Below are 22,287 nucleotides of genomic sequence, written 5' to 3'. Positions count from 1 at the left end.
AGCCTAGGCTCTCTTTTTTATTCAATCAATACAAGCAAGTGTATTACCTGCCAATCTTGTTCAGAAAGATTATCGATCTTCTTCTGGAAGCTTAACATTCAACTCTAACACTGAGATGTCGTCATCTTTGTGTTCAAAAGTCAGATCAACCATTGATGGATCGACCTCAACGTACTTGGCAATACACTTCAAGATGTCTTCTTTTAGTTGCGGCAGGTAAGACGGCGCTGGGTCGTCATGGCTGCGTCGTTCGGCAACAATGATCTGCAAACGTTCTTTGGCTAGGTTTGCGGTTGTCTTTTTCTGTGGTCTAAAAAACTCTAATAATGACATTGTGCATTAGCCCCCGAACAGTCGTTTGAAGATGCCTTTCTTCTGTTCCGTTAAGAAGCGGAAGTCAACTTGGCTACCCAGTAGTCGCTCTACAGTATCATTGTAAGCCATACCTGCGTCGGTTGCTTCGTCAAAGATAACTGGAACACCCTTGTTCGATGCGTTCAGTACCGCTTGGCTCTCTGGAATTACACCCAGTAGAGAGATGTGCAGGATTTCTTCAACGTCTTCAACACTGAGCATCTCACCTTGAGTTACACGTGCTGGGTTGTAGCGAGTCAATAGAAGGTGTGTTTTCACTGGCTCTAAGCCGTCTTCAGAACGACGAGATTTAGAGTCAAGAATACCTAGAATACGGTCTGAATCGCGTACTGAAGAGACTTCTGGGTTGGTGGTTACAATCGCTTCATCAGCGAAGTACAACGCCATAAGAGCGCCTTGTTCGATACCCGCAGGAGAATCACAGATGATGAAATCAAAGCCCATTTCATCCAGTTCATCAAATACACGACGAACACCATCTTTTGTTAGTGCGTCTTTATCACGAGTTTGAGAAGCAGGAAGAATGAACAGGTTCTCTGTGCGCTTGTCTTTGATCATCGCTTGGTTCAGCGTCGCTTCACCATTGATAACATTAACGAAGTCGTACACAACACGACGCTCACAACCCATGATTAAATCTAGGTTACGCAGACCGATATCAAAGTCGATAACTGCGGTTTTCTTTCCTTTTAAAGCCAGACCCGAGGCAATAGCTGCACTGGAGGTCGTTTTGCCTACCCCGCCTTTACCTGACGTTACAACGATAATGCGTGCCATTCTGTTTTCCTTTTATTTCTCTTATATTGCGAGGACATCAACGTGTAATACATCGTTTGCCATACTGAACATGGTTTTCTTCTGCCAGTACTCGCTTTCAATTTGATCGCTGAGCCAGTAATTTCCAGCAATGGAAACCAGCTCGGCTTGTAAGTCATTACAAATTATTTTTGCTTCAGTTTGACCACTTGCACCTGCAATCGCACGGCCGCGTAAAGTGCCATGAATATGGATGCTGCCATCGGCAATCACTTCCGCGCCTGCACTCACATGGCTGAGTATCAATAGATCGCCATCTTTCGCATAAACCTGCTGACCAGAACGAATAGGGGTTCTAATCACCTTGATTGGTGCCATTTTCGCTGGAGCTTGAGATGGCGACTTGCTTGCCGTCATCACTGCAAAACCGGCTTCTTTAGCGAGGTTTTGCATTCGCTTATCAGAACAGCCTGCCACACCAACCGGGATCATGCCCGCTTGAGATATACCATTTTTAAGTTGCACAAAATCGATATCGCCCGCGACTTTACTGATGTTGATAACAACAGGTGCGGCAGCGAAAAACGTAGGTGCTTGGTCTACTTTCTCTTGAAGAAAAGAGACTGCATTTTCGACTTGATCATCGGATAAGTGCAAAACAGATAGCGTAAAGCTGCTACCTTTTAGATCTGGGTTACTAGACATCGAAAAACTACAGGACCTCAATAGCGGATTAGTACAATTTCTTTATCAATAAAATAAAGGGCATTGCCTGAAACTAGGTTTATCATGTTATATTCCCAAACCAAGCACAGCAAGTAATCTTGTTGTCAAATGGACGTTTTGTTCCCAATATTTCCCTAACATAAACTATTGATCTCGCAAGTGAGAGTTTTGTAGTCATAATCAATTAAAAGGTTTGTCATGCTGTGTTCTATATATAAAAGCTCAAAGAAAGAAGGAACATACCTTTATATCCCTAAGAAGGATGATTTTTCACAAGTTCCTGACGCATTGATGCAAATGTTTGGTAAACCTAGTTTTGTAATGGTAATTAAAATGGATGGCCGTAAACTGGCTCAAGTAAACATCGAAAAAGTGAAAGAATCACTGAATACCGATGGTTTCTTTTTACAGGTTCCGCCACCACCAGTTAACGAACTTGAGCTTCATAAAGAGCGTAAAGCTCAACAGAAATCTCAAGACGAAGAGTGATAGCCACCTCAATTCAAGGAGGAGTGATCGTTGAGTAAATTTTCGAAAACCATATTGGCTGTGTCGGCATTACTATTGGGTAATAGCCTGACCATAAGTTCAGTACAAGCTGAAGAACTGAGCTTCGAGCAATATGTAGAAAAACTAAAACAACAAGGCCGTGAAGAAGGCATCTCTGAAGCGATCATTGATGAAGCCTTTGATGGTGTAACGTTTAAGCCAAGAGCGGTAAAAGCCGACAAAAACCAACCTGAGAAAAAACTGACTCTGGATGAATACATTCCACGAGCGGTTCCAGATTGGAAAGTGAAGCAAGCAAGGTCACTCTACAAGGAGCATTACACCGCGTTAAAGCGTATTGGTGATGAATATGGTGTTCAACCAAGATTCATTGTCGCGCTATGGGGCGTTGAGAGTAATTTTGGTAAGTTCACGGGCAATTACAGCGTTATCGACGCCCTAACGACCATGGCTTATGAAGGACGCCGAGAAGCTTTCTTCCGTAGCGAAGCGATGGCGGCATTGAAGATTCTTGATCAAGGCCATATTGCACCAAAAGAGATGAAAGGCTCTTGGGCTGGTGCGATGGGTCAACCTCAGTTTATGCCAAGCTCATTCTTAGCTTACGCCGCTGATGGCAGTGGTGATGGCAAGAAAGACATTTGGGGCACTGAAGAAGACGTATTTGCTTCGGCGGCCAATTATCTCAGCCAATCAGGGTGGGATGACAAATATACTTGGGGTCGTCAGGTTCATGTTCCGTCAACTGTGTCGATCGATTTACAAGGTCGAGACGAAGACAAAGCGAAATACTTAAAAGAGTGGTCTGAACTCGGTATTAAACGCTATGACGAGCGCCCACTGCCAACACTTGATGAAGACATTAAAGCTTGGTTAATCATGCCGGATGATGAAACCGGACGTTCGTACCTCATTTATAACAACTACAATGTGTTAATGAAGTGGAATCGTTCTTACTACTTTGCTTTGGCAGTAAGCCATCTAGCCGACAGAATTAAGTTTGATTAACAGACCTAAGTCGCTTTGAATAGCATTTGGCCTACCATAGGCAGAACGAACTAAAGGACTCTTCGGAGTCCTTTTTGATTTTATATTTCAGAGATTTAATAAGGTGATCTTGTGCTAACAGATAGAGCTGCACAGATGGTGATATTCCATGCGCTGATCAAGCACGAAGGCTTTACCAGTGCTGCAAAAAGCTTGAACGTTTCGGTGTCTCACATTAGTAAGCAAGTTGCTTTGCTTGAAGACTCTATTGGTATCAAGTTGGTACAACGCACCACACGTAGCTTAACGCTGACCGAAGCAGGGGAAGTGTTCTATCAGCACTGTGAGCAACTGTTTAACACGGTAAAAGCCGCTCAAATGGATATGGACAGCCAGCGTGATGACATCTCTGGAATATTGCGTGTTGGGTTGTCACAGTCATTTGGCACTTTACATATCATTCCTGCGATTGATCAGCTCAGACAACTTTATCCTCAGCTGAGAATCGAGGTTCACTTGTTTGACTACAAGGTGGATATGATTGAAGAGCGACTGGACCTATGGATCACCAACAACGAAGATCTGCCAGAAGGTTATATTGCTCAGCGATTGGCTGACAGCCAGTTTGTGGTGGCTGCATCACCGGACTATTTGATTAAGGCCGGGACGCCACATGTGCCTTCTGATCTGATTGACCATAACTGTCTTATCTATCGCAGCCGTGAACGAGATTACACCTCGTGGGCATTTGATAATGGCCAAGAGAACCTTAGCGTTAAAGTAGCGGGTGATTACTCGGTGGATCTAGCTGAGGCCGTGCGAGACGCAGCCGTATCAGGGTGGGGTGTGGCTTACTTAGCAACTTACTTAGTAAAAGAAGAGTTTAGAACGGGCAAATTAATCCAAGTTTTGCCGGAATGGAGAGCGAGTCAATTAATGCCATTCTATGCCGTTTACCCGAGCCGAAAGAATATGCCGAAGAAGCTTTCGGCAGTGATTGAGTTCATTAAAGATCATATCGGGTCGCCGACGTATTGGGACAAAAACCTCAAAACTTGCGTTGAACTGCATCGCTAACTGTTTCCTAATCTATAAATATAATTTCCATATGGAAAAAGTACGCTTTTTAATCAAAGTTAATTATTAAAATTCAATAACTTAATTATACTCATAGTTAAATCGTGATTACCCCAACATCACATTAACAACCTCAGCTTGCCGCAAACGATTTCCTCTATAGAATGCGTCGCCTTTCCTACCTACAACTTTTAGGTTGACGCACATGGCTTCGCTACTTGGAATTATCACTATTTTAGTTGCCGCTTGGTTACTATCTACGGACAGAAAAAATATTCCACTAAGAACAGTCTCTTTGGCTTTCTTATTACAAATCTCATTCGCGCTGTTGGTTCTGTATGTACCAATGGGTAAAGAAGCGTTGAATGCAGCCACAGGTGCGGTATCTAGCTTGATCAACTACGGTCAAGAGGGGATTAACTTCCTATTTGGTGGCCTAACGAATAACGGATTTGTTTTCGCGATTAACGTTCTAGGCATCATTATCTTTTTCTCTGCACTGATCTCTGGTTTGTACCACATCGGCTTTATGCCAAAGGTGATCAACCTTATCGGTGGCGCACTACAAAAGTTTTTGGGCACAGGTCGTGCGGAGTCACTGTCTGCGACTGCAAACATTTTCGTTGGCATGATTGAAGCTCCATTGGTGGTTAAGCCTTACTTGAAGCACATGACGGATTCACAACTGTTTGCTGTGATGGTGTGTGGTTTGGCTTCTGTCGCTGGTGGTACGCTAGTGGGTTACGCATCGCTTGGCGTTGATCTAAATTACCTGATCGCAGCTGCATTTATGTCTGCACCTGCTGGCCTATTGATGGCTAAGATCTTAGTACCAGGTAGCGCAGATGACGCTCAAGAAAATATTGAGTCTGACGTTGAAATTCCACGAGCAACAAACGTAGTTGAGGCAATGGCAGATGGGGCTATGTCTGGACTTCGTATTGCCGTTGCGGTGGGGGCGACACTACTTGCCTTTATCAGTGTGATTGCAATGCTGAATGGCTTGCTAGGTATTGTTGGTGGTTGGTTTGGCGTAAACCTAAGCTTCGAACTTCTACTAGGTTATGTGTTCGCACCCGTTGCATGGCTGATCGGTGTGCCGTGGTCTGAGGCTGTGGTTGCGGGCTCATTGATCGGTAACAAGATTGTCGTGAACGAGTTCGTGGCTTTCATCCAACTAATGGATGCTAAAGAGGCGCTAAGTGAGCACTCGCAAGCGATCGTAACTTTCGCTCTATGTGGCTTTGCTAACATCTCTACCATGGCGATTCTTATCGGTGGCTTAGGTAGCTTGGTACCAGAGCGTCGCTCTTTCATCTCACAATACGGCTTTAAAGCGATTTGTGCAGGTGTGTTTGCTAACCTAATGAGTGCCGCGATTGCTGGCGTGGTACTTTCACTGTAAGTACCTAGTTTAATCATTAAGCACCGAGTGGATGAGTCAGTCACTTTATTTCCCCTATAGTAAAGTGACTGATTAATCACAATAATATTCGGTCAGCACGAAAAAGAGAGCCTATAGTTTAATGACGTAGGCTTTCTTGTTTTAGCAAATAGGTTTGTATCACAGGGTGTGGCACAAATTATTTAGGGGCATAAATGGATTTGTCGATTACTTCTTCTTTGGCGCTAATTGGACTCTTGTCTTTAGCCTGTCAGCTTCTGGGCTGGCGTTTACGTCTTCCCGCTATTCTCCCTCTTCTCATTGTCGGCCTGCTATTGGGCCCCGGTTTAAATGTCCTTAACCCAGATGCCATTTTTGGCGAAGTGCTATTTCCGCTGATTTCATTAGGTGTTGCCATCATTCTGTTTGAAGGCGCATTGACGCTTAATTTCAAGGAGATCAGAGGCCATGGTCGCATGGTGACTCATCTAGTGAGTGTCGGCATGCTGATTACATGGGCGTGTATCGTGGTCGGTGCTTATTACTTTGTTAACTTTAATTGGCCATTAGCGGCGCTATTCGGAGCCTTGGTAGTGGTGACGGGCCCGACAGTGATTGTGCCTATGCTGCGTAGTATTCAGCCCAAAGCTTCTCTTGGCAGCATTTTGCGATGGGAAGGGATAGTAATTGATCCGATTGGCGCTCTGTTTGCGGTTCTCGTCTACGAGTACATTGTTTCTTCTGCCGACCCTACCGGACACGTTCTGTCAGCTCTGGGCCTGACGTTAGTCATAGGTTTAGGCTTAGGGATCATCGGTGGCCATTTGATTGCCAAGATGCTGCAAGGGCATTGGGTACCGCACTATTTACGTAATGTGGCTGTGCTGACGCTAATGTTGGCGGCGTTCTCGTTTTCTAATGATCTGAGTGAAGAATCGGGTTTATTAACCGTGACCATCATGGGGATCTGGCTTGCCAACGTGAAGGGCTTGGATATCGAAGACATCATCGAATTCAAAGAAACCCTGACCGTGTTACTTATTTCTGCGTTGTTTATTCTGTTAGCGAGCAGGCTCGACTCCGGAACCTTCCTCTCGATAGGTTGGGGTGGGGTTGGCTTGTTAGCGGTAGTGATGCTGGTGGCGCGTCCTTTGAGTGTGTGGATCAGCGGGATCGGCACGGATCTTACCTCTGCGGATAAATGGTTTTTGAGCTGGATGGCACCGCGCGGGATCGTTGCAGCCGCGGTTTCTTCTCTGTTTGCAATCAAACTTCAAGAGAAGCAATTAATTGAAGGCGCAGATTTACTGGTGCCAATGGTGTTCTTGGTCATCATCGGTACGGTTGTGATTCAGAGCCTTACCGCGAGTTGGTGGGCGAGAAGGCTAGGGGTCACTCAAGAGAAAGCGCAAGGCGTTATCTTCTTTGGTGCGACTCAGTTTTCACGCCAGTTTGCCAAAGTGTTGGCGACACACAACATCAACAGTGTGCTTGCCGATACCAACTGGGAAAGCATTCGCTTAGCGCGCATGGAAAACTTGAATGTTTATTTTGGTAACCCAGCTTCGAGCCACGCTGAAAATAATCTGGAATTGGATGGAATAGGGCGTGCGATGATCGTGTCGCCTTATCGTCAAACCAACCCGTTAGTTAGCATGCACTATCAAGACGAGTTTGGTGAGAATAAGGTGTTTGAGCTTGAATCCTCAGAGAATAAACATGAAAGGCACCAAGTGAGCCGCGATGGCAATAGAAGTCTGTTTTCGGAAGGGATCACCTATTCTAAGCTTAACTCGTTGATGGCTCAGGGTAGCCAAATTAAAAGTACAGGTTTGACCGAGGCATTTGATTTAAAAGAGTTTAACGCTTTGTATCCTAAAGCCATTCCTCTTGGGGTGATTAATGGCGGTGATTTCCGTTTAATTACACAAGGATCTGAGTTGGAAAAACTCATATCAACGGAGTGTGAGCTTATTAGTTTATTACCGCCTTCTGAACAGACGGAAAAAGTCGAGACTCCAGATAAGTAGCAACGAGCACTTCATCAAAAGCGAGTCACCCCGTTGTAAAAACGAATAGCTAAGTACCAAAGCATCAAAAAAGCCGCAACGTTCATCACGTTGCGGCTTTCTAATTTTATTTATATGCGCTGCGGACTACTTCGAGTGAAATTGCTCGCAAGCGATCATGGTGTTCTCGATTAGGCTCGCAACCGTCATTGGGCCAACACCACCCGGCACAGGTGTGATGAAGCTTGCGCTTTCTTTCGCTACGTCGTATTCAACGTCGCCCACTAGTTTGCCAGATTCTAAACGGTTGATACCAACATCGACCACAACAGCGCCTTTCTTAATCCAAGCGCCAGGAATGAAGTTAGGTTTACCAACGGCAACTACAACCACGTCTGCTTGACGCACGTGACCTTCAAGGTCTTTGGTGAAGCGGTGACATGTTGTCGTCGTACAACCTGCTAGAAGAAGTTCTAGCGTCATTGGGCGACCTACAATGTTTGATGCGCCAACCACAACCGCGTGTTTACCACGTAAGTCGATGTTGTAACGGTCAAGCAGCGTGATGATGCCTTTTGGCGTACAAGAGCGAAGCTTAGGCATGCGCTGAGCCAAACGGCCGACATTGTAAGGGTGGAAGCCATCAACGTCTTTTTCTGGCGTGATACGCTCAAGGACGTGAGTGCTATCAATGCCTGCTGGTAGAGGCAGTTGAACAAGAATACCGTCGATCTCTGGATCGTCGTTCAGTTGGTCTACCAGTGTTAACAATTCGTCTTCTGTCGCAGTGGCTGGCAAGTCGTAAGATTTAGATACAAAGCCAACTTCTTCACACGCTTTACGCTTACTTCCAACGTAAACCTGAGAAGCAGGGTCTTCACCCACTAAAACAACCGCTAGGCCCGGAGCGCGTAATCCAGCTTCAGTACGAGCTTTTACACGTGCAGCAACTTCGGAGCGAACCGTTTGAGAAATTAGCTTTCCATCAATATTTTGAGCAGTCATGAATTTCCTTAGTATTGATATTCAAGTTAGTGGCTGATGTTTTTGGCGCATTATTCCAGAAAATCTTTTTGATTACCATCAAGCAAACGTTTGCTTTGGTCTATTTTCCAACACTTATATGTTTGTTGGCCTTTTTTTACCCACTTAGATCAGAATGTTACATAAAGCCGTTGCTTTACTGATTCGAATTCGTATAATTCGTTCCTGTAGCGCGCCCTTAGCTCAGCTGGATAGAGCACCTCCCTTCTAAGGAGGTGGTCGAAGGTTCGAATCCTTCAGGGCGTGCCATTATTTAAAGAAACCCGATAACTCTCCGAGTTGTCGGGTTTTTTGCATTTTACACATCATAAAACACTTCTTTTCAAGCGCGACTCATTTTCTTCTGTTATTCGTTTCATTCGGCTTATGTAATAGAAAGTTAAAATTGTTCGTTTTTTGGGGTTTACATCATTTGGTAATAAAGCCACTATGAATTCACGAAGAATAGACAAGTAAAGCTATTAGCCAGTCGGTTTAGGAATCAAACCTTCTGCTCAATAGCTGATTTAGAGGAAGTAATGGCAGGAAACAGTATCGGACAACATTTCCGCGTGACCACGTTCGGAGAAAGTCACGGTATCGCACTAGGATGTATCGTAGATGGGTGCCCACCAGGATTAGAAATTACCGAAGCAGACCTTCAAAGAGATTTGGATCGTCGTCGCCCTGGTACTTCTCGCTATACAACGGCTCGTCGTGAAGCGGATGAAGTGAAAATCTTATCAGGTGTATTTGAAGGCCAAACTACGGGTACTTCTATTGGTCTATTGATTGAAAATACAGACCAACGCTCTAAAGACTATTCCGAAATTAAAGACAAGTTCCGCCCTGGCCACGCTGACTATACGTACCATCAAAAGTACGGTGTGCGTGATTACCGAGGTGGTGGTCGTTCTTCAGCTCGTGAAACTGCAATGCGTGTTGCTGCAGGTGCAATTGCGAAGAAATACCTAAAACAAGAATTTGGTGTTGAAATCCAAGCTTACCTTTCTCAAATGGGTGATATCTCAATTGATAAAGTGGATTGGAACGAGATTGAAAACAACGCTTTCTTCTGTCCAGATGCCGACAAAGTACCAGAATTTGATCAACTGATTCGTGACTTGCTAAAAGAAGGCAACTCGATCGGTGCGAAGATTCAAGTGGTTGCGACTAAAGTGCCAGTAGGCCTTGGTGAGCCAATCTTTGATCGTCTAGATGCTGACATCGCGCACGCTCTAATGAGCATTAACGCTGTGAAAGGTGTTGAGATTGGTGATGGCTTCGATGTTGTTAATCAACGCGGTAGTGAACACCGTGACCCATTAACTCCAGAAGGTTTCAGCAGCAATCATGCTGGCGGTATCTTAGGTGGTATCTCTACTGGTCAAGATATTGTGGCAAGCATTGCGCTTAAACCAACATCAAGCATCACTGTACCTGGTGACACAATCACGAAAGATGGTGAAGCAACGCAGCTAATCACGAAAGGTCGTCACGATCCATGTGTTGGCATCCGTGCGGTACCTATTGCAGAAGCAATGCTGGCTATCGTGCTGCTTGACCACTTGCTACGTCATCGTGGTCAAAACTTTGGTGTGACAACTGAAACACCACAAATCTAATTCTGCTTCTTTTTATTTAGAATAGAATTGGTAGAAACAAAAAAGGGTTGCTTCGTAATGAAGTAACCCTTTTTCACATTAGCAGGATTATTCGTCCGGTTAGCGACTATCGTCATTAAAGACAGCTAGCAGCTTAAGGCTCTTAATCCATTAATGCACTGAACTTTCAGGATCAAGCTGGAACGAAGGCAAACTCCATTTGAATCTTACAGCCGCCATGCGCAGCAAGTAACCAACTACAAGCGTCACAATTGTCGCCGTGACGTCGTTGATGCCAAGCTCAAGCAAACCTAGGTACAAACCTGAAGCGACAAGTGCGACAGAGGCATACAGCTCTTCATGTAACACCAATGGTGTTTGACGACAGATAAGGTCACGTAACAAACCACCAAAGACACCTGTCACTAATGCCGATACCATGCAAATCATCGGGTGCAGACCCATGGTCATCGCTACTTTGGTACCAATGATACTGAATACGATTAGGCCTAAGGCATCCAAGCGAATAAACAAACCTTTTAGCTTGATAACCCATTTCGCCAACCCGGTTGTAATAACACCTGCTATACAGGTGATGGCCAGATACTGAGGGTTTTCAACCCAACCTAAAGGGTAATGGCCAAGTAAGATATCGCGTACTGTACCGCCGCCAATTGCCGTTGCACTCGCAACCAACATTACACCAAACCAATCCATTTTTTGTTTGCCAGCACTGAGAGCGCCGGTCATGGCTTCTGCCGTGATGCCAATGATATACAAAACACTTAGTAGCATTGCTGTAGCTCTATAATATAGGTCTATAAATTGGAGTCTTATAGGCCATAGGGATATAAAAATGAAGCGCGAGTGTAGTAGTAAAAACGCTGATTGACGAATGAATATTTGTACCGTGAATAGGCATTTCAGATTAGCTAAACTAATCATTCACCTCAAAATGGTGTAATCTGGGATCAGCAATCGATTGTCATCGTAAAGTATTATGATGAACCTAATGTCATTGCCAGTGATAGGGCTTTACCGAGCGCTTAAAAAAACGCAAAATGCCCCAGTTCTTTTTATTTAAATTTGATCTTATGACGCACCAATACCCAGATATCATCGACATTTTCAATCAAACCTTTTTCGAGAGCTTTAATACCAAGCTAGAACTGGGAGCGGACGAGCCTATTTACCTGCCAGCCGATGGGGAGGTTTCTCATCACCGTATCGTATTTGCTCGCGGCTTTTACGCGTCAGCACTTCACGAGATAGCACACTGGTGTGTGGCTGGTCCTGAGCGTCGTTTATTGGAAGATTTTGGTTACTGGTATGAGCCTGATGGCCGAACTGAGTCGGTTCAAGCTGAGTTTGAAAAAGTAGAAATTCGCCCACAAGCGTATGAATGGATCATTGCGATGAGCGCAGGCTTTCCTTTTAATGTCAGCTGTGACAATCTACACGGCGATTTTGAGCCAGATCGTTTGGCCTTTATGAATAAAGTACATAGCGAAGTTATGGGTATCTTTGAAGTAGGCTTTCCGCCTCGCGTGAAAATGCTCTCTGAAGCATTACGCAGCTTCTACGATGTAGAACCTTTATGTGCTAGCCAATTTATTGTGAAATAAGAGAATATTATGATTATCGAATTTGAAGAAAAACTACTTGAAGTAATTGATGCTCGCATTGAAAACGCATCAGACGATGAACTGTTTGCTGGTGGTTACTTACGTGGTCATATTTCTCTTTCAGTGGCTTCATGTGAAGAAGAAGGCATTGAAGATGTGGCTGAAGTAAAAGCTCGTATTGAACAGAGCCTAGACGACGCTCGCTCTGAACTAACACCAGCAGACCGCACTATCGTTAATGACCTTTGGGTTGAGCTACAAAACCAAGCTTAATCTCGATGTATTAATACTATCCGCTCAGTCCCTTCCTTTCCCATTTTGCTGAGCGAACTGGTTTATTTGAGACTCGTTCGAAATTTTTGAATGAGTCCGTTCATTTCTTGTGATGGTTACATTTTCTTACTACGTTATTCTAATCCCACTTAACGGAATTACAGAAAGGTCACATCATGAAAGTTATCGCATTTGGCGCAAGCACAAGTTCTACCTCAATCAACAAAACACTAGCAACTTACGCAGCAAACTTGATTGAAGGTGCTGAAGTAAAAGTCCTAGACATCAACGATTACAATGTTCCTATGTTCAGTGAAGACACTGAAAAAGAGATTGGCCAAGCGGAAGGTGCTCAAGCATTCCTACGCGACCTAGCTGAAGCTGATGCGTTTGTTATTTCGTTCGCAGAACACAATGGTCACTACCCAGCAGCGTATAAAAACCTATTTGACTGGGCGACACGTATTGAGCGTTCAGTGTTTGGCGAGAAGCCGGCGGTTTACCTAGCGACTTCTCCTGGCCCTGGTGGGGCGCAAACAGTACTGGGCGCAGCGACAGGTTCTGCACCTTACTTCGGTGGCAACGTGCAAGCGTCAGTTTCAGTACCAAGCTTCTACGATAACTTCGACTTTGAATCTGGTTCTATCAGCAACGAAGAGATCGTTCTACAGATTAAAGACGCGGTTGCTAAGCTGTAAATACAGCTTCGTTTAGAACATCAGTTTAGAGCAACACGAATAACAAAAAGCCCGAGCGACACAATGTCGCTCGGGCTTTTTAGCTTTTAACTTATTAGTTTCAGATATTCAAAAATTTCAGATGTTCAAAATAGCTGAACTAGAAACTACGGCTTTGATTTAGAATGCTTGTCAGCAACCCATCCAGCCGTTAATGCCTTACCTTTACGCAGTCTGCGTACCCACATTCGACTTGGGTGAATCGCCTCAAGCACATCAACAGGCAAGGGCAGCGGATCGCCACAGATCTGTGATGCTAATACTTCAGCCAATAATGGTGCAGAGCTCAAACCACGTGAACCCAGTCCGATAAAGCAATAAAGGTTAGGGAAGCTTGTTACCGTTTCTACATCCTCAACCGAGTCACGCTGCGGGTTGAAGTTGTGGAGATCTTGGTACTGCTCCTTAATGGCTTCAAAGTCACCAACGTTTCCGACAAACGGAAGGTGGTCACGGCTTACGCTTCGGATACCTTGGCGCGCTAAGTTGTCACTGGTATCGACATCTTTTGTCCATGCTTGGTCTGGTAGTGACCCATGTAGGCGCTCGCCATTGTGCTGCTGAACCTCAATATCAAATTCTTGGTCGATATTGGTTTTGTCGTAGTTCGCACCAATACAGTGATGACCATTGTTGGGGTTCTGTGGCGTCAAATAGCCATCAAAGCACAACACGGTTTTTAGCTGGCTGAGATTTTCCGTGGTCGGAATATGGCTCACTTGGCCTTTAACCGGAGTCAGTGGTACTGGCTGAGTTTGTTCAAACTGAGTGAACTTGTGTCCGTTTGCGACAACTACTTGGTCGTGCTTAGTTTGAATCTCACCTTGAGGTGCCTCAATCGTCAGTAACCATTGTTTTTCAGCTTCGAGCCACTCAAGTTGCGTTACTTGATGTTGATAGTGTGCGCTCACTTGGTTGCTCTCTTCTAGCTTGCCAATCAAGCCTTGAGTCAGTTGAAGAGGGCTTAACCAACCACCCAGCGGAAAGTAAACACTCTCTTTATCGACGGGTAAGCCAATCTTTTCGTTGGCTTGCTCTGGCGATAAACGCTGAATCAGGTCGGTGTGGAAGTTGCCTTCCAACATGCGGTTGAGCTTTTTAGTGGAGCCTTGATCCCACATCAAGATGTTCACGCCACACCAGCTGTGATCAAATTGAATAGACTGAGCCGCTTGATTAATAAATTGACGAGCAAACAGTAATCCCGGGCCAAACACGCGAGACACGTTCGAGGTCGCTTCGCCTAATAGCGGGTAAATCGCACCTTGGTTGTTACCTGAGGCATTGCCCGCAGCTTGTGGATGTTCACAATAAAGGGTGATGTTTTTACCACGACGGCTTAGCGTTTTGGCTAATGCAGCACTGGCGACACCACCACCAATGATCGCAATGTCTTGGGATTCAGTGTGTTGAGCGAGGCCATACCAAGGTTTGATGTTGGTGTGAGCGTGCTTTTCGCCAAGTCGGCCGGCGATCATTTCTCGCTTAGTACCAAAGCCTTTGACCTTTTTCATTTCAAAGCCAGCTTCAATTAAGCCACGGCGAACAAAGCCAGCAGCGGTGAAGGTGGCGCAGCTACAATCTTGCTTAGCGAGCTTAGCCATGCCGTTGAATAGGTTTTGATTCCACATCTCTGGGTTCTTGCTCGGAGCAAAACCGTCTAAGAACCAAGCATCAACCAAACCTTCACGCGGGGTTGGTACGTTGGGCATGCAATCTTTAATATCGCCAAACCACAAATCAAGCGTGATTGCACCGTCGCCCAGCACAATGCGGTGACATTCAGGTAGAGCAATAGGGTAGTGTTCTTGGAGTTGCGTCGCATACTCGGCTAATTCTGGCCACGATTGGTGTGCTTTGATGAGATCCTCTTTATTTAAAGGATATTTTTCAAAACTGATGAAATGTAACTCTTTGGTCATCGCTTGTGGGTTATCTTTAAGAAAAGCATCGAACCATTGCCAAACTGCAAGAAAGTTCAAACCTGTGCCAAAGCCGGTTTCAGCAATCACAAAGCGGCGTTGTTCATGTTCAAGCCAACGCTCTGGAAGGTGGTTTTGCTTTAAAAAGACGTAGCGAGTTTCTTCTAAACCGTTAACATTGGAGAAGTAAACGTCGTCAAATTGGTCTGAAACTGGCGTGCCAGACTCATTCCATTCCAGTTCTGCATTAGTAATTGAAGTCATAAAATCTATCATTTTGTGATTTGAAGCGATATGTTGGTAGGGATTGTACGAATTTCTAGGAAAGCTGACCACTTTTGTTAGGCTTCTTAGTTATCATCTAGCTGAATTTAGAATTATAGGAATGTCACATGAAACGAGTCGTAATCACCGGTATGGGTATTGTTTCAAGTATCGGTAACAACGTCGAAGAAGTTTTAGCATCACTGAAAGAGGGTAAATCTGGTATTACCGCTTCAGAGCAGTTCAAGGAAAATGGCTTGCGCTCTCAAGTATGGGGTAACCTAAAAATGAACCCTGCTGACCATATCGATCGCAAAAAAATGCGCTTTATGGGTGATGCAGCGGCATTCGCTTATCTTTCAATGGAGCAAGCAATTGCTGATTCTGGCTTAACTGAAGATCAAGTATCTAATGACCGCACGGGTATCGTTGCGGGTTCAGGTGGTGCTTCATCTCTAAACCAAGTAAACGCGGTAGACATCATCCGTGAGAAAGGCGTGAAGCGCGTTGGTCCATACATGGTTCCACGTACAATGGCTTCTACGGTTTCTGCTTGTCTAGCAACTCCTTTCAAAATCCGTGGTGTGAACTACTCTATGAGCTCTGCATGTGCGACATCTGCACACTGTATTGGTCACGCAATGGAGCTTATCCAACTTGGTAAGCAAGACGTTGTATTCGCTGGTGGCGGTGAAGAACTGGATTGGTCTCTGACTATGATGTTCGACGCAATGGGCGCACTTTCTACTAAGTACAACGACACGCCAGAGCTGGCTTCTCGTACCTACGATGCAGACCGTGATGGTTTCGTTATCTCTGGTGGCGGCGGCATGTTAGTTATCGAAGAGCTTGAGCACGCTGTTGCTCGTGGCGCAAAAATCTACGGTGAAATCGTAGGCTACGGCGCAACTTCAGATGGCTACGACATGGTTGCTCCTTCTGGTGAAGGTGCGGTTCGTTGTATGAAGATGGCGATGCAAAACGTTGATGGCGTTGATTACGTGAACACTCACGGTACTTCAACTCCAGTTGGCGACGTTAAAGAGCTAGGCGCTATCCAAGAAGTATTTGGTGGCAACAGCCCAGCAATTTCTGCAACTAAAGCGATGACAGGTCACGCTCTAGGTGCTGCTGGCGTACACGAAGCTATTTACTCAACGCTAATGCTAGATAACGGCTTTATCGCTCCAAGCATTAACGTTTCGAACCTAGACGAAGCTGCTGCTGGCCTAGACATCGTAACTGAAGCTCGTGATCAAGAGCTAACTACAGTTATGTCTAACAGTTTTGGTTTCGGCGGTACGAACGCAACGCTAGTAATCAAAAAGTACCAAGCTTAACTTAAGCTTGAGTTACAGAGACAAGGTTAATCGTTAAAGGGTTGCGCTAGTGCCGATTCAACACGCACAGGTCACCCAGTAATAATGACCATCAGAACAAAGTTTTTAGACGCAGGTTGGTAAACGTGTTTTTTGAACATAGTTTTTAAATCTGGGTTTAGAGATTGAAAGGTTTCCAGAGCTTGACCAGTACTGACTTTGGTTAGTACTGGTTGAACAGACGCAAGACTCTGTCTCCTGGAGAGCGAGATAGGATCCTTTTGTTCTGGATGTTTGCCCGATTGTTTATTCAATCGGGCATTTTTCGTTTTAGCCGTTTGAGATTTGGGTATGGAATCTTATGCCTGTTGTTTGTGCAGACTCAGTGATTCAGCCCTTTATTTATAATGTATTCCAATTGCTACTCGACACCGTGTGTGGAATTTTGCACAATCATTTCAATTCACATTTAGGTCGATAGACCCCAACAAAAGTACTCGCCAAATGAAAATCTTAATCGACGAAAATATGCCTTACGCTGAAGCGCTTTTTAGCCAGCTAGGGGAAGTGACAATGAAGTCTGGTCGCACATTAACAGCTGACGACCTAGTTGACGTAGACGCATTGATGATTCGCTCTGTTACCAAGGTAAACGAGTCATTGATCAGCAAAGCCAATAAGCTGAAGTTTGTTGGTACTGCGACGGCTGGCATGGATCACGTTGACCAAGAGTTGATGAAAGAGCGTGGCATTTTCTTTACTGCGGCACCTGGTTGTAACAAGGTGGGTGTTGCTGAGTACGCGTTCAGTGCGATGATGGTGCTTGCGCAGCAACAAGGCTTTTCTGTTTTTGATAAAACGGTTGGTATTATCGGCTGTGGTCAAGTGGGCAGTTACTTAGCGAAGTGCCTTGAAGGTATTGGTATCAAAGTTCTGCTGAACGACCCTCTAAAACAGCAAGAGGGTGATACTCGCGAATTTACTGAGTTAGAGACTTTGCTTGAACAATCAGACGTTATTACATTACACACGCCAATTACTAAGACGGGTGAGTATCCAACGCATCACTTGATCAGTGAGCAAGTGCTGAACAACTTACGTGCTGATCAAATCCTGATTAATGCAGCTCGCGGTCCTGTGGTTGATAACCAAGCGCTAAAAGCTCGCCTGCAAAAAGCCGATGGTTTCACTGCAGTGCTTGATGTGTTTGAGTTTGAACCTGAAGTCGACTTTGAGCTTCTTCCGTTACTCGCTTTTGCAACGCCTCACGTAGCGGGCTACGGTTTAGAAGGTAAAGCGCGTGGTACCACGATGATCTTCAACAGTTATTGTGAATTTTTAGGTACTGAACAGCGTGCGTATGCAAGCGACTTATTGCCGACAGCGCCTGTACCTCAAATGAAATTAGATAGAGCTTGGGATGAAGCAACACTGCACAATTTGACTCAGTTGATCTATGATGTGCGCAAAGACGACGCCTTATTCCGTCGCAATATCGTTACGCCGGGTTCTTTTGACAAGATGCGTAAAGAATATTGGGACCGCAGAGAGTACAGTGCAGTCGAGTTAACGGGCGACGAATCTTGTAATTTAACGCCGTTATCTAAACTCGGTTTTATGGTAAAGCCAACTTTATAAAAGAGAGAAACAATGAGCCAAGAATTTAATATCGCTATTTTAGGTGCGACTGGTGCGGTTGGTGAAACCATTCTTGAAGTACTTAAAGAGCGTAAATTCCCTGTCGGTGAAATGCACTTACTAGCAAGTGAACGTAGTGAAGGCAAAACTTCCCGTTTTAACGGCAAAACAATACAAGTACAAAACGTAGAAGACTTCGATTGGTCTCAAGTACATATTGCGTTTTTCTCTGCAGGTAGCGAGCTTTCAGAGCGTTGGGCTCCAATTGCGGCTGATGAAGGTGTGGTTGTCATCGATAACACATCACGCTTCCGTTACGAATACGATGTTCCTCTGGTTGTGCCTGAAGTGAACCCTGAAGCGATTGCTGAGTTCCGTAACCGTAACATCATCGCGAACCCTAACTGCTCGACTATCCAAATGGTAGTAGCGCTAAAACCAATTCACGATGAAGTGGGCCTTGAGCGTATTAACGTTTCAACTTACCAATCTGTGTCTGGTGCAGGTAAGCCAGGTATCGATGAGCTAGCGGGTCAAACGGCTAAGCTTCTTAACGGTATGCCAGCTGAAAACTCAGCGTTCTCACAACAAATCGCTTTCAACTGTATTCCTCAAATCGATGAATTTACAGAGAATGGCTACACGCGTGAAGAGATGAAGATGGTTTGGGAAACTCAAAAAATCTTTGCTGACTCTTCAATCACAGTGAACCCGACTTGTGTCCGCGTACCAGTATTTTACGGTCACGCAGAATCTCTACACATTGAAACTCGCGCACCAATCGGTGCAGAGCAAGTGGTTCAGCTTCTAGAGAACACAGAAGGTGTTGAAGTATTCCAAGCGCTAGACTTCCCAACTCAAGTTCGTGATGCAGGTGGTAAAGACCACGTAATGGTTGGTCGTATTCGTAACGACATCAGCCATCACAGTGGCGTAAACATGTGGGTTGTCGCTGATAACGTTCGTAAAGGCGCAGCAACAAACGCAGTTCAAATCGCTGAAGTTCTGATTCGCGATTACTTCTAAGCTTTATTGCTTTGATAAAAAAGCCTCACTCTTTAGTGGGGCTTTTTTAATCGATTAAAAATATTGTTAGTCAAATTGTGTGAAATTGCTGCGAATATTGTTGCTGGAACACATTTTTTGTTTTCATCTCTATAGTTTTACGTCATTTATCCGATATATTTAATAGATCATCACTTTTCCGAATTTAAGCACCTAGCTGAGCCTTTTATGTTTCAAATTTTCAAGCCGTGGTTAATGCCTTTTGCCTTTATCATTGCGACTCAGATTTCCGTTGTTCGTGCAGATTCCATTCGAGTTGTAGGGCCTAATGGCCAGATACAATCAGCGCCTACGTTTTCAGAACCACTTCAAAGAGCGCAATCAAATAGCGCTGAGCCTTCACGTTTCTATGGTCCAACTCGCGGCTCAGATACATTGTGGTCTATTGCCTCAAAGTTACGCCCTGATAACTCCGTTTCAGTCCAACAAACTCTGTTGGCTATTTATCGCTTAAACCCACAAGCGTTTGAAAACCAGAATATCCATAGCCTGCTGCCTGCGAGCAATCTACGCGTGCCTTCTTTAGAGCAAGCACGTGCAAGCTCGACGCAGCAAGCTATCAACATCATGAACTCACATCTTGCTAAGCTTGATGCTCCTGCAAGTAAGCCTGTCGCTTCAAAACCCAAAGCGCCGAGTTCTGATGCAAAAAATGTTACTCCTGCTAAGCAAGTAAGCACTACTGAAACTGCTAAAAAGCCATTGTCTCCAACTCAATCATCTCTAGCTCAATCTGCACCAACCCAAGAGATGAACAAGTTAGAGAAGCAGCTAGAGCTTTCAGAAACTGAACTGCTGTCACTTGAAGAGAAAAATCACCAACTTCGTTTGATGTTATCGAATGTTCAATCGGAAGTGGATGAGCTAAAAACAGAGCTCAGTGATGAAGACCGCATTCGTAGCGAAGTGGAAAAGCTGCTTGATGAAGAGCGCAGAAAGAACGCCGAAATTGAAAAGATGGCACCAAGTGTCATTGACGAACTGTTATCGAATGGTTGGTTAGTGGCGGCTCTTGCGATTATTCCAGGTCTGCTCATTGGTTTGATCGTTGTGATGCTGTTAGGCCGTCGTTCTAAAAATGATGAGCAACAGCAGACGACTCAAGAACAACCGCTCCAGCCAGAACCAAGTACCGTTGCACCTATTACATTGGGCGACGAGATGGACGACCTTAACGAGCTGTCTTTAGATGATGACTTGTTTGGTACGGAAGATGACGCCAACAAGCTGTTTGACGATCAAGCGCTAGCCGAAGAGGATGATGTCTTTGCTGGTTTAGATGAATCTGATCTCGATTTCAATCTAGATGGTGAAGACGATGACCCATTTGCTAGCATTGGCGAAAACGGTGATTTAGACACCAACTTCGACGATCTAGATTTAGACAGCAGCAACGGCATTAGTGTTAATGGCGAAGAGAAAGCGCTTGGCCTTGAAGAGATGGAACGTGCGCTAGACAAAACAGCGGAAAGCGCCGTCGATACTGATGATGTCGACTTTGATCTTTCTGATGATAACGCAATGTCTGCTGATGACATTGAAGCTTTACTATCTCAAGAGTCTGAAACTGAAGATCTCGGTTCCAACGAGCTAGACCAATCTTTATTAGATGATCTGTTTGCTCTTGATGACGAAGATGACGACAGCTTCGATATTGATGCTCTGATTTCGGAAGAGCAAAGTGATTCGCCTTCTAGCACTGAAACACCAGCAAGCGATGATTTTGACATCGATGCGCTTATCTCTGAGCAACAAAGTGAGACTAAGCCTGTTGATTTGAGCAATGACGATTTTGATATTGATGCTCTAATCTCTGAACAACAGTCCCCTGAGCCAGCTTCACCGACAGCGAATGATGATATTGATGACATCTTTGCCCAAGTTGCTGCTCAGAACGATCAAGCGAATGACCCTTTCAACCTCGATAGCGACGATGAGATTGCCACTAACCTAAACAGTGGTTTGGCGTCTGATGATGATATCGAAAACATTCTGTCTCAGTTCGATAAGCCCATCGTAAATGAAGAACCTCAAGACAGCGTTGATCTGCTTGATGAGCAACTGGCAGGCGATGACGTAGACCTAAGTAACTCGACAGACCTTCTTGATGAGATGCTAGGGGACGATTCGGATGATGAGTCTGAAAGCGAACCTCTTGGCTTTGATTCTCTGTCTGAGCTTGAAGAGCTTTCTGGTTTATCGACCGATGATGACCTCAACATCGCAGAAGACAGCACGGAAACCTTGGATGAATTAATAGGTGACTCTGACGACGATGATTTCGAACTCGACGCCGAAAGTACCGACTTATTGGATGATTTCCTTGATAGTGAATTGTCAGATGATGAGCTTTTAGCGGATGCATCAAAATCAGAATCTCTAGACCCATTTGATGACTTACTGACAAGTGGCATTGAAGACGAGCTTGAATCTGAAGATAAGACGTTTGATAAAGAGTTAGACGCAGCCTTTGATTTGGACAACGCCAATGAGGAGCCTGAAAAGGACTCAGACGTTGAGCTTACTCCGTTAACCTCTGAAGGTGAGCCTGAGCAAGATCCGGACATTAGTGAAACACCACAACCTGAAGTCGTTACTGATGAATCGTTAGATTCTGAAATGACTCAAGAAAGTTCTGACATTAAGCCAGAAAATGATGAAGCCTTTAATCGTGATGGTTTTATCGATGATTTGTTCGGTGTCGCACCGGCAACGGATGCTTTGCTTGATGACTCGCTAGAAACAACAGACGAAGCGTTGATTGATGAGTTAATGACTTCTGATGACAATGATTTGTTGCCAGCAATAGAAGAGCCTGTTGAACCATCAATTGAAAATATGGTTGAACCAGAGCAAGCGTCTCTTTTAGACAGCGACGAAGTATCAGCGCAAGAAACCGCATCATCGGTTGAAGATGATGAACTGGATATCGACTCGCTGTTATCTGAGAATTCTGATTTTGACAAACCAGATTTTGACAAACCAGATTTTGA

The 22,287-nt window shown here is 44.8% G+C and carries 19 protein-coding genes and 1 tRNA gene; 14 read left to right on the top strand and 6 right to left on the bottom strand.

Going from position 1 to position 22,287, the window contains the following annotated elements:
• Positions 1-69: 69 nt before the first annotated feature.
• Genes minE through minC form a run of 3 tightly spaced genes read right to left on the bottom strand, consistent with a single transcriptional unit; the run spans position 70 to position 1,836 of the window.
• On the bottom strand, positions 70-333 hold the full coding sequence (minE, locus tag AB4512_RS07940) for a cell division topological specificity factor MinE (RefSeq protein WP_010436847.1): 264 nt from the start codon (positions 331-333) through the stop codon (positions 70-72).
• Between the two features lie 6 nt (positions 334-339).
• A complete protein-coding gene (gene minD, locus AB4512_RS07935; protein WP_009848498.1) occupies positions 340-1,152 on the bottom strand; it encodes a septum site-determining protein MinD in 813 nt (270 codons plus the stop codon).
• Between the two features lie 21 nt (positions 1,153-1,173).
• Entirely contained in the window at positions 1,174-1,836 is a 663-nt protein-coding gene (minC, locus tag AB4512_RS07930) for a septum site-determining protein MinC (RefSeq protein ID WP_017063419.1), read from the bottom strand.
• A 219-nt stretch (positions 1,837-2,055) separates the two neighbouring features.
• On the opposite strand from minC, the gene AB4512_RS07925 reads away from it, so the two are divergent.
• The 5 genes from AB4512_RS07925 to AB4512_RS07905 all read left to right on the top strand — a co-directional run bounded on the left by AB4512_RS07925 (position 2,056) and on the right by AB4512_RS07905 (position 7,845).
• On the top strand, positions 2,056-2,346 hold the full coding sequence (locus AB4512_RS07925) for a YcgL domain-containing protein (RefSeq protein ID WP_017062372.1): 291 nt from the start codon (positions 2,056-2,058) through the stop codon (positions 2,344-2,346).
• A gap of 30 nt (positions 2,347-2,376) precedes the next feature.
• Positions 2,377-3,375: a lytic transglycosylase domain-containing protein gene (locus AB4512_RS07920; RefSeq protein WP_372104723.1), complete on the top strand. Its 999-nt coding sequence runs from the start codon at positions 2,377-2,379 to the stop codon at positions 3,373-3,375.
• 135 nt (positions 3,376-3,510) lie between these two features.
• Positions 3,511-4,431 (top strand): LysR substrate-binding domain-containing protein, encoded by a 921-nt coding sequence (locus tag AB4512_RS07915; protein WP_017067671.1) that lies wholly within the window; start codon positions 3,511-3,513, stop codon positions 4,429-4,431.
• Positions 4,432-4,636: 205 nt separating this feature from the next.
• A complete protein-coding gene (locus AB4512_RS07910; RefSeq protein WP_017070735.1) occupies positions 4,637-5,836 on the top strand; it encodes a NupC/NupG family nucleoside CNT transporter in 1,200 nt (399 codons plus the stop codon).
• 194 nt (positions 5,837-6,030) lie between these two features.
• Positions 6,031-7,845 carry a cation:proton antiporter gene (locus tag AB4512_RS07905; RefSeq protein WP_372110561.1) on the top strand — a complete coding sequence of 605 codons (1,815 nt, stop codon included), beginning with the start codon at positions 6,031-6,033 and terminating at the stop codon, positions 7,843-7,845.
• 126 nt (positions 7,846-7,971) lie between these two features.
• On the opposite strand, the gene folD is transcribed toward AB4512_RS07905, so the two are convergent.
• On the bottom strand, positions 7,972-8,829 hold the full coding sequence (gene folD / locus AB4512_RS07900; RefSeq protein ID WP_017062367.1) for a bifunctional methylenetetrahydrofolate dehydrogenase/methenyltetrahydrofolate cyclohydrolase FolD: 858 nt from the start codon (positions 8,827-8,829) through the stop codon (positions 7,972-7,974).
• A gap of 211 nt (positions 8,830-9,040) precedes the next feature.
• Between folD and AB4512_RS07895 the strand changes: the two genes are divergently transcribed.
• Together AB4512_RS07895 and aroC are read left to right on the top strand one after the other, a co-directional pair.
• Positions 9,041-9,117 (top strand) — tRNA-Arg (locus AB4512_RS07895).
• Positions 9,118-9,386: 269 nt separating this feature from the next.
• Entirely contained in the window at positions 9,387-10,472 is a 1,086-nt protein-coding gene (gene aroC / locus AB4512_RS07890; protein ID WP_017062360.1) for a chorismate synthase, read from the top strand.
• Between the two features lie 150 nt (positions 10,473-10,622).
• Here the strand turns inward: aroC and AB4512_RS07885 are convergent, their stop codons facing one another.
• On the bottom strand, positions 10,623-11,246 hold the full coding sequence (locus tag AB4512_RS07885; protein WP_017062358.1) for a trimeric intracellular cation channel family protein: 624 nt from the start codon (positions 11,244-11,246) through the stop codon (positions 10,623-10,625).
• A gap of 299 nt (positions 11,247-11,545) precedes the next feature.
• Between AB4512_RS07885 and AB4512_RS07880 the strand changes: the two genes are divergently transcribed.
• The 3 genes from AB4512_RS07880 to AB4512_RS07870 all read left to right on the top strand — a co-directional run bounded on the left by AB4512_RS07880 (position 11,546) and on the right by AB4512_RS07870 (position 13,047).
• On the top strand, positions 11,546-12,076 hold the full coding sequence (locus tag AB4512_RS07880; RefSeq protein ID WP_372174726.1) for an elongation factor P hydroxylase: 531 nt from the start codon (positions 11,546-11,548) through the stop codon (positions 12,074-12,076).
• 9 nt (positions 12,077-12,085) lie between these two features.
• Positions 12,086-12,349 (top strand): YfcL family protein, encoded by a 264-nt coding sequence (locus tag AB4512_RS07875; protein WP_017063425.1) that lies wholly within the window; start codon positions 12,086-12,088, stop codon positions 12,347-12,349.
• A 176-nt stretch (positions 12,350-12,525) separates the two neighbouring features.
• Positions 12,526-13,047, top strand: a complete 522-nt coding sequence (locus AB4512_RS07870) for an NADPH-dependent FMN reductase (RefSeq protein WP_017062355.1) — start codon at positions 12,526-12,528, stop codon at positions 13,045-13,047.
• Positions 13,048-13,193: 146 nt separating this feature from the next.
• Here the strand turns inward: AB4512_RS07870 and mnmC are convergent, their stop codons facing one another.
• Positions 13,194-15,344: a bifunctional tRNA (5-methylaminomethyl-2-thiouridine)(34)-methyltransferase MnmD/FAD-dependent 5-carboxymethylaminomethyl-2-thiouridine(34) oxidoreductase MnmC gene (gene mnmC / locus AB4512_RS07865; protein WP_372174724.1), complete on the bottom strand. Its 2,151-nt coding sequence runs from the start codon at positions 15,342-15,344 to the stop codon at positions 13,194-13,196.
• A gap of 56 nt (positions 15,345-15,400) precedes the next feature.
• Here mnmC and fabB point away from each other — a divergent pair, with 56 nt between their 5' ends.
• The 4 genes from fabB to AB4512_RS07845 form a co-directional block, all read left to right on the top strand.
• Entirely contained in the window at positions 15,401-16,612 is a 1,212-nt protein-coding gene (gene fabB / locus AB4512_RS07860; RefSeq protein ID WP_017062353.1) for a beta-ketoacyl-ACP synthase I, read from the top strand.
• A gap of 483 nt (positions 16,613-17,095) precedes the next feature.
• A complete protein-coding gene (locus AB4512_RS07855; protein ID WP_017062351.1) occupies positions 17,096-18,229 on the top strand; it encodes a 4-phosphoerythronate dehydrogenase in 1,134 nt (377 codons plus the stop codon).
• 12 nt (positions 18,230-18,241) lie between these two features.
• Entirely contained in the window at positions 18,242-19,255 is a 1,014-nt protein-coding gene (locus AB4512_RS07850) for an aspartate-semialdehyde dehydrogenase (protein WP_017062350.1), read from the top strand.
• A 207-nt stretch (positions 19,256-19,462) separates the two neighbouring features.
• A partial coding sequence (locus tag AB4512_RS07845; RefSeq protein ID WP_372174722.1) for a FimV/HubP family polar landmark protein occupies positions 19,463-22,287 on the top strand: 2,825 nt, incomplete at its 3' end.

This window comes from Vibrio sp. 10N.222.52.B7 (assembly GCF_041474275.1).
Lineage (GTDB): Bacteria > Pseudomonadota > Gammaproteobacteria > Enterobacterales > Vibrionaceae > Vibrio > Vibrio crassostreae_C.
Note: the sequence above shows the minus strand (reverse complement) of the source record. Positions and strands in the feature narration are given on the sequence as shown.

What these genes read in the sequence shown, in the direction of transcription:
- AB4512_RS07905 (WP_372110561.1), top strand. Translation starts at nt 6,031, where the DNA reads ATGGATTTGTCGATTACTTCTTCTTTGGCGCTAATTGGACTCTTGTCT.
- AB4512_RS07880 (WP_372174726.1), top strand. Translation starts at nt 11,546, where the DNA reads ATGACGCACCAATACCCAGATATCATCGACATTTTCAATCAAACCTTT.
- aroC (WP_017062360.1), top strand. Translation starts at nt 9,387, where the DNA reads ATGGCAGGAAACAGTATCGGACAACATTTCCGCGTGACCACGTTCGGA.
- AB4512_RS07915 (WP_017067671.1), top strand. Translation starts at nt 3,511, where the DNA reads ATGGTGATATTCCATGCGCTGATCAAGCACGAAGGCTTTACCAGTGCT.
- AB4512_RS07885 (WP_017062358.1), bottom strand. Translation starts at nt 11,246, where the DNA reads ATGCTACTAAGTGTTTTGTATATCATTGGCATCACGGCAGAAGCCATG.
- folD (WP_017062367.1), bottom strand. Translation starts at nt 8,829, where the DNA reads ATGACTGCTCAAAATATTGATGGAAAGCTAATTTCTCAAACGGTTCGC.
- minE (WP_010436847.1), bottom strand. Translation starts at nt 333, where the DNA reads ATGTCATTATTAGAGTTTTTTAGACCACAGAAAAAGACAACCGCAAAC.
- AB4512_RS07850 (WP_017062350.1), top strand. Translation starts at nt 18,242, where the DNA reads ATGAGCCAAGAATTTAATATCGCTATTTTAGGTGCGACTGGTGCGGTT.
- minC (WP_017063419.1), bottom strand. Translation starts at nt 1,836, where the DNA reads ATGTCTAGTAACCCAGATCTAAAAGGTAGCAGCTTTACGCTATCTGTT.
- fabB (WP_017062353.1), top strand. Translation starts at nt 15,401, where the DNA reads ATGAAACGAGTCGTAATCACCGGTATGGGTATTGTTTCAAGTATCGGT.
- minD (WP_009848498.1), bottom strand. Translation starts at nt 1,152, where the DNA reads ATGGCACGCATTATCGTTGTAACGTCAGGTAAAGGCGGGGTAGGCAAA.
- AB4512_RS07910 (WP_017070735.1), top strand. Translation starts at nt 4,637, where the DNA reads ATGGCTTCGCTACTTGGAATTATCACTATTTTAGTTGCCGCTTGGTTA.
- AB4512_RS07870 (WP_017062355.1), top strand. Translation starts at nt 12,526, where the DNA reads ATGAAAGTTATCGCATTTGGCGCAAGCACAAGTTCTACCTCAATCAAC.
- AB4512_RS07875 (WP_017063425.1), top strand. Translation starts at nt 12,086, where the DNA reads ATGATTATCGAATTTGAAGAAAAACTACTTGAAGTAATTGATGCTCGC.
- AB4512_RS07855 (WP_017062351.1), top strand. Translation starts at nt 17,096, where the DNA reads ATGAAAATCTTAATCGACGAAAATATGCCTTACGCTGAAGCGCTTTTT.
- AB4512_RS07925 (WP_017062372.1), top strand. Translation starts at nt 2,056, where the DNA reads ATGCTGTGTTCTATATATAAAAGCTCAAAGAAAGAAGGAACATACCTT.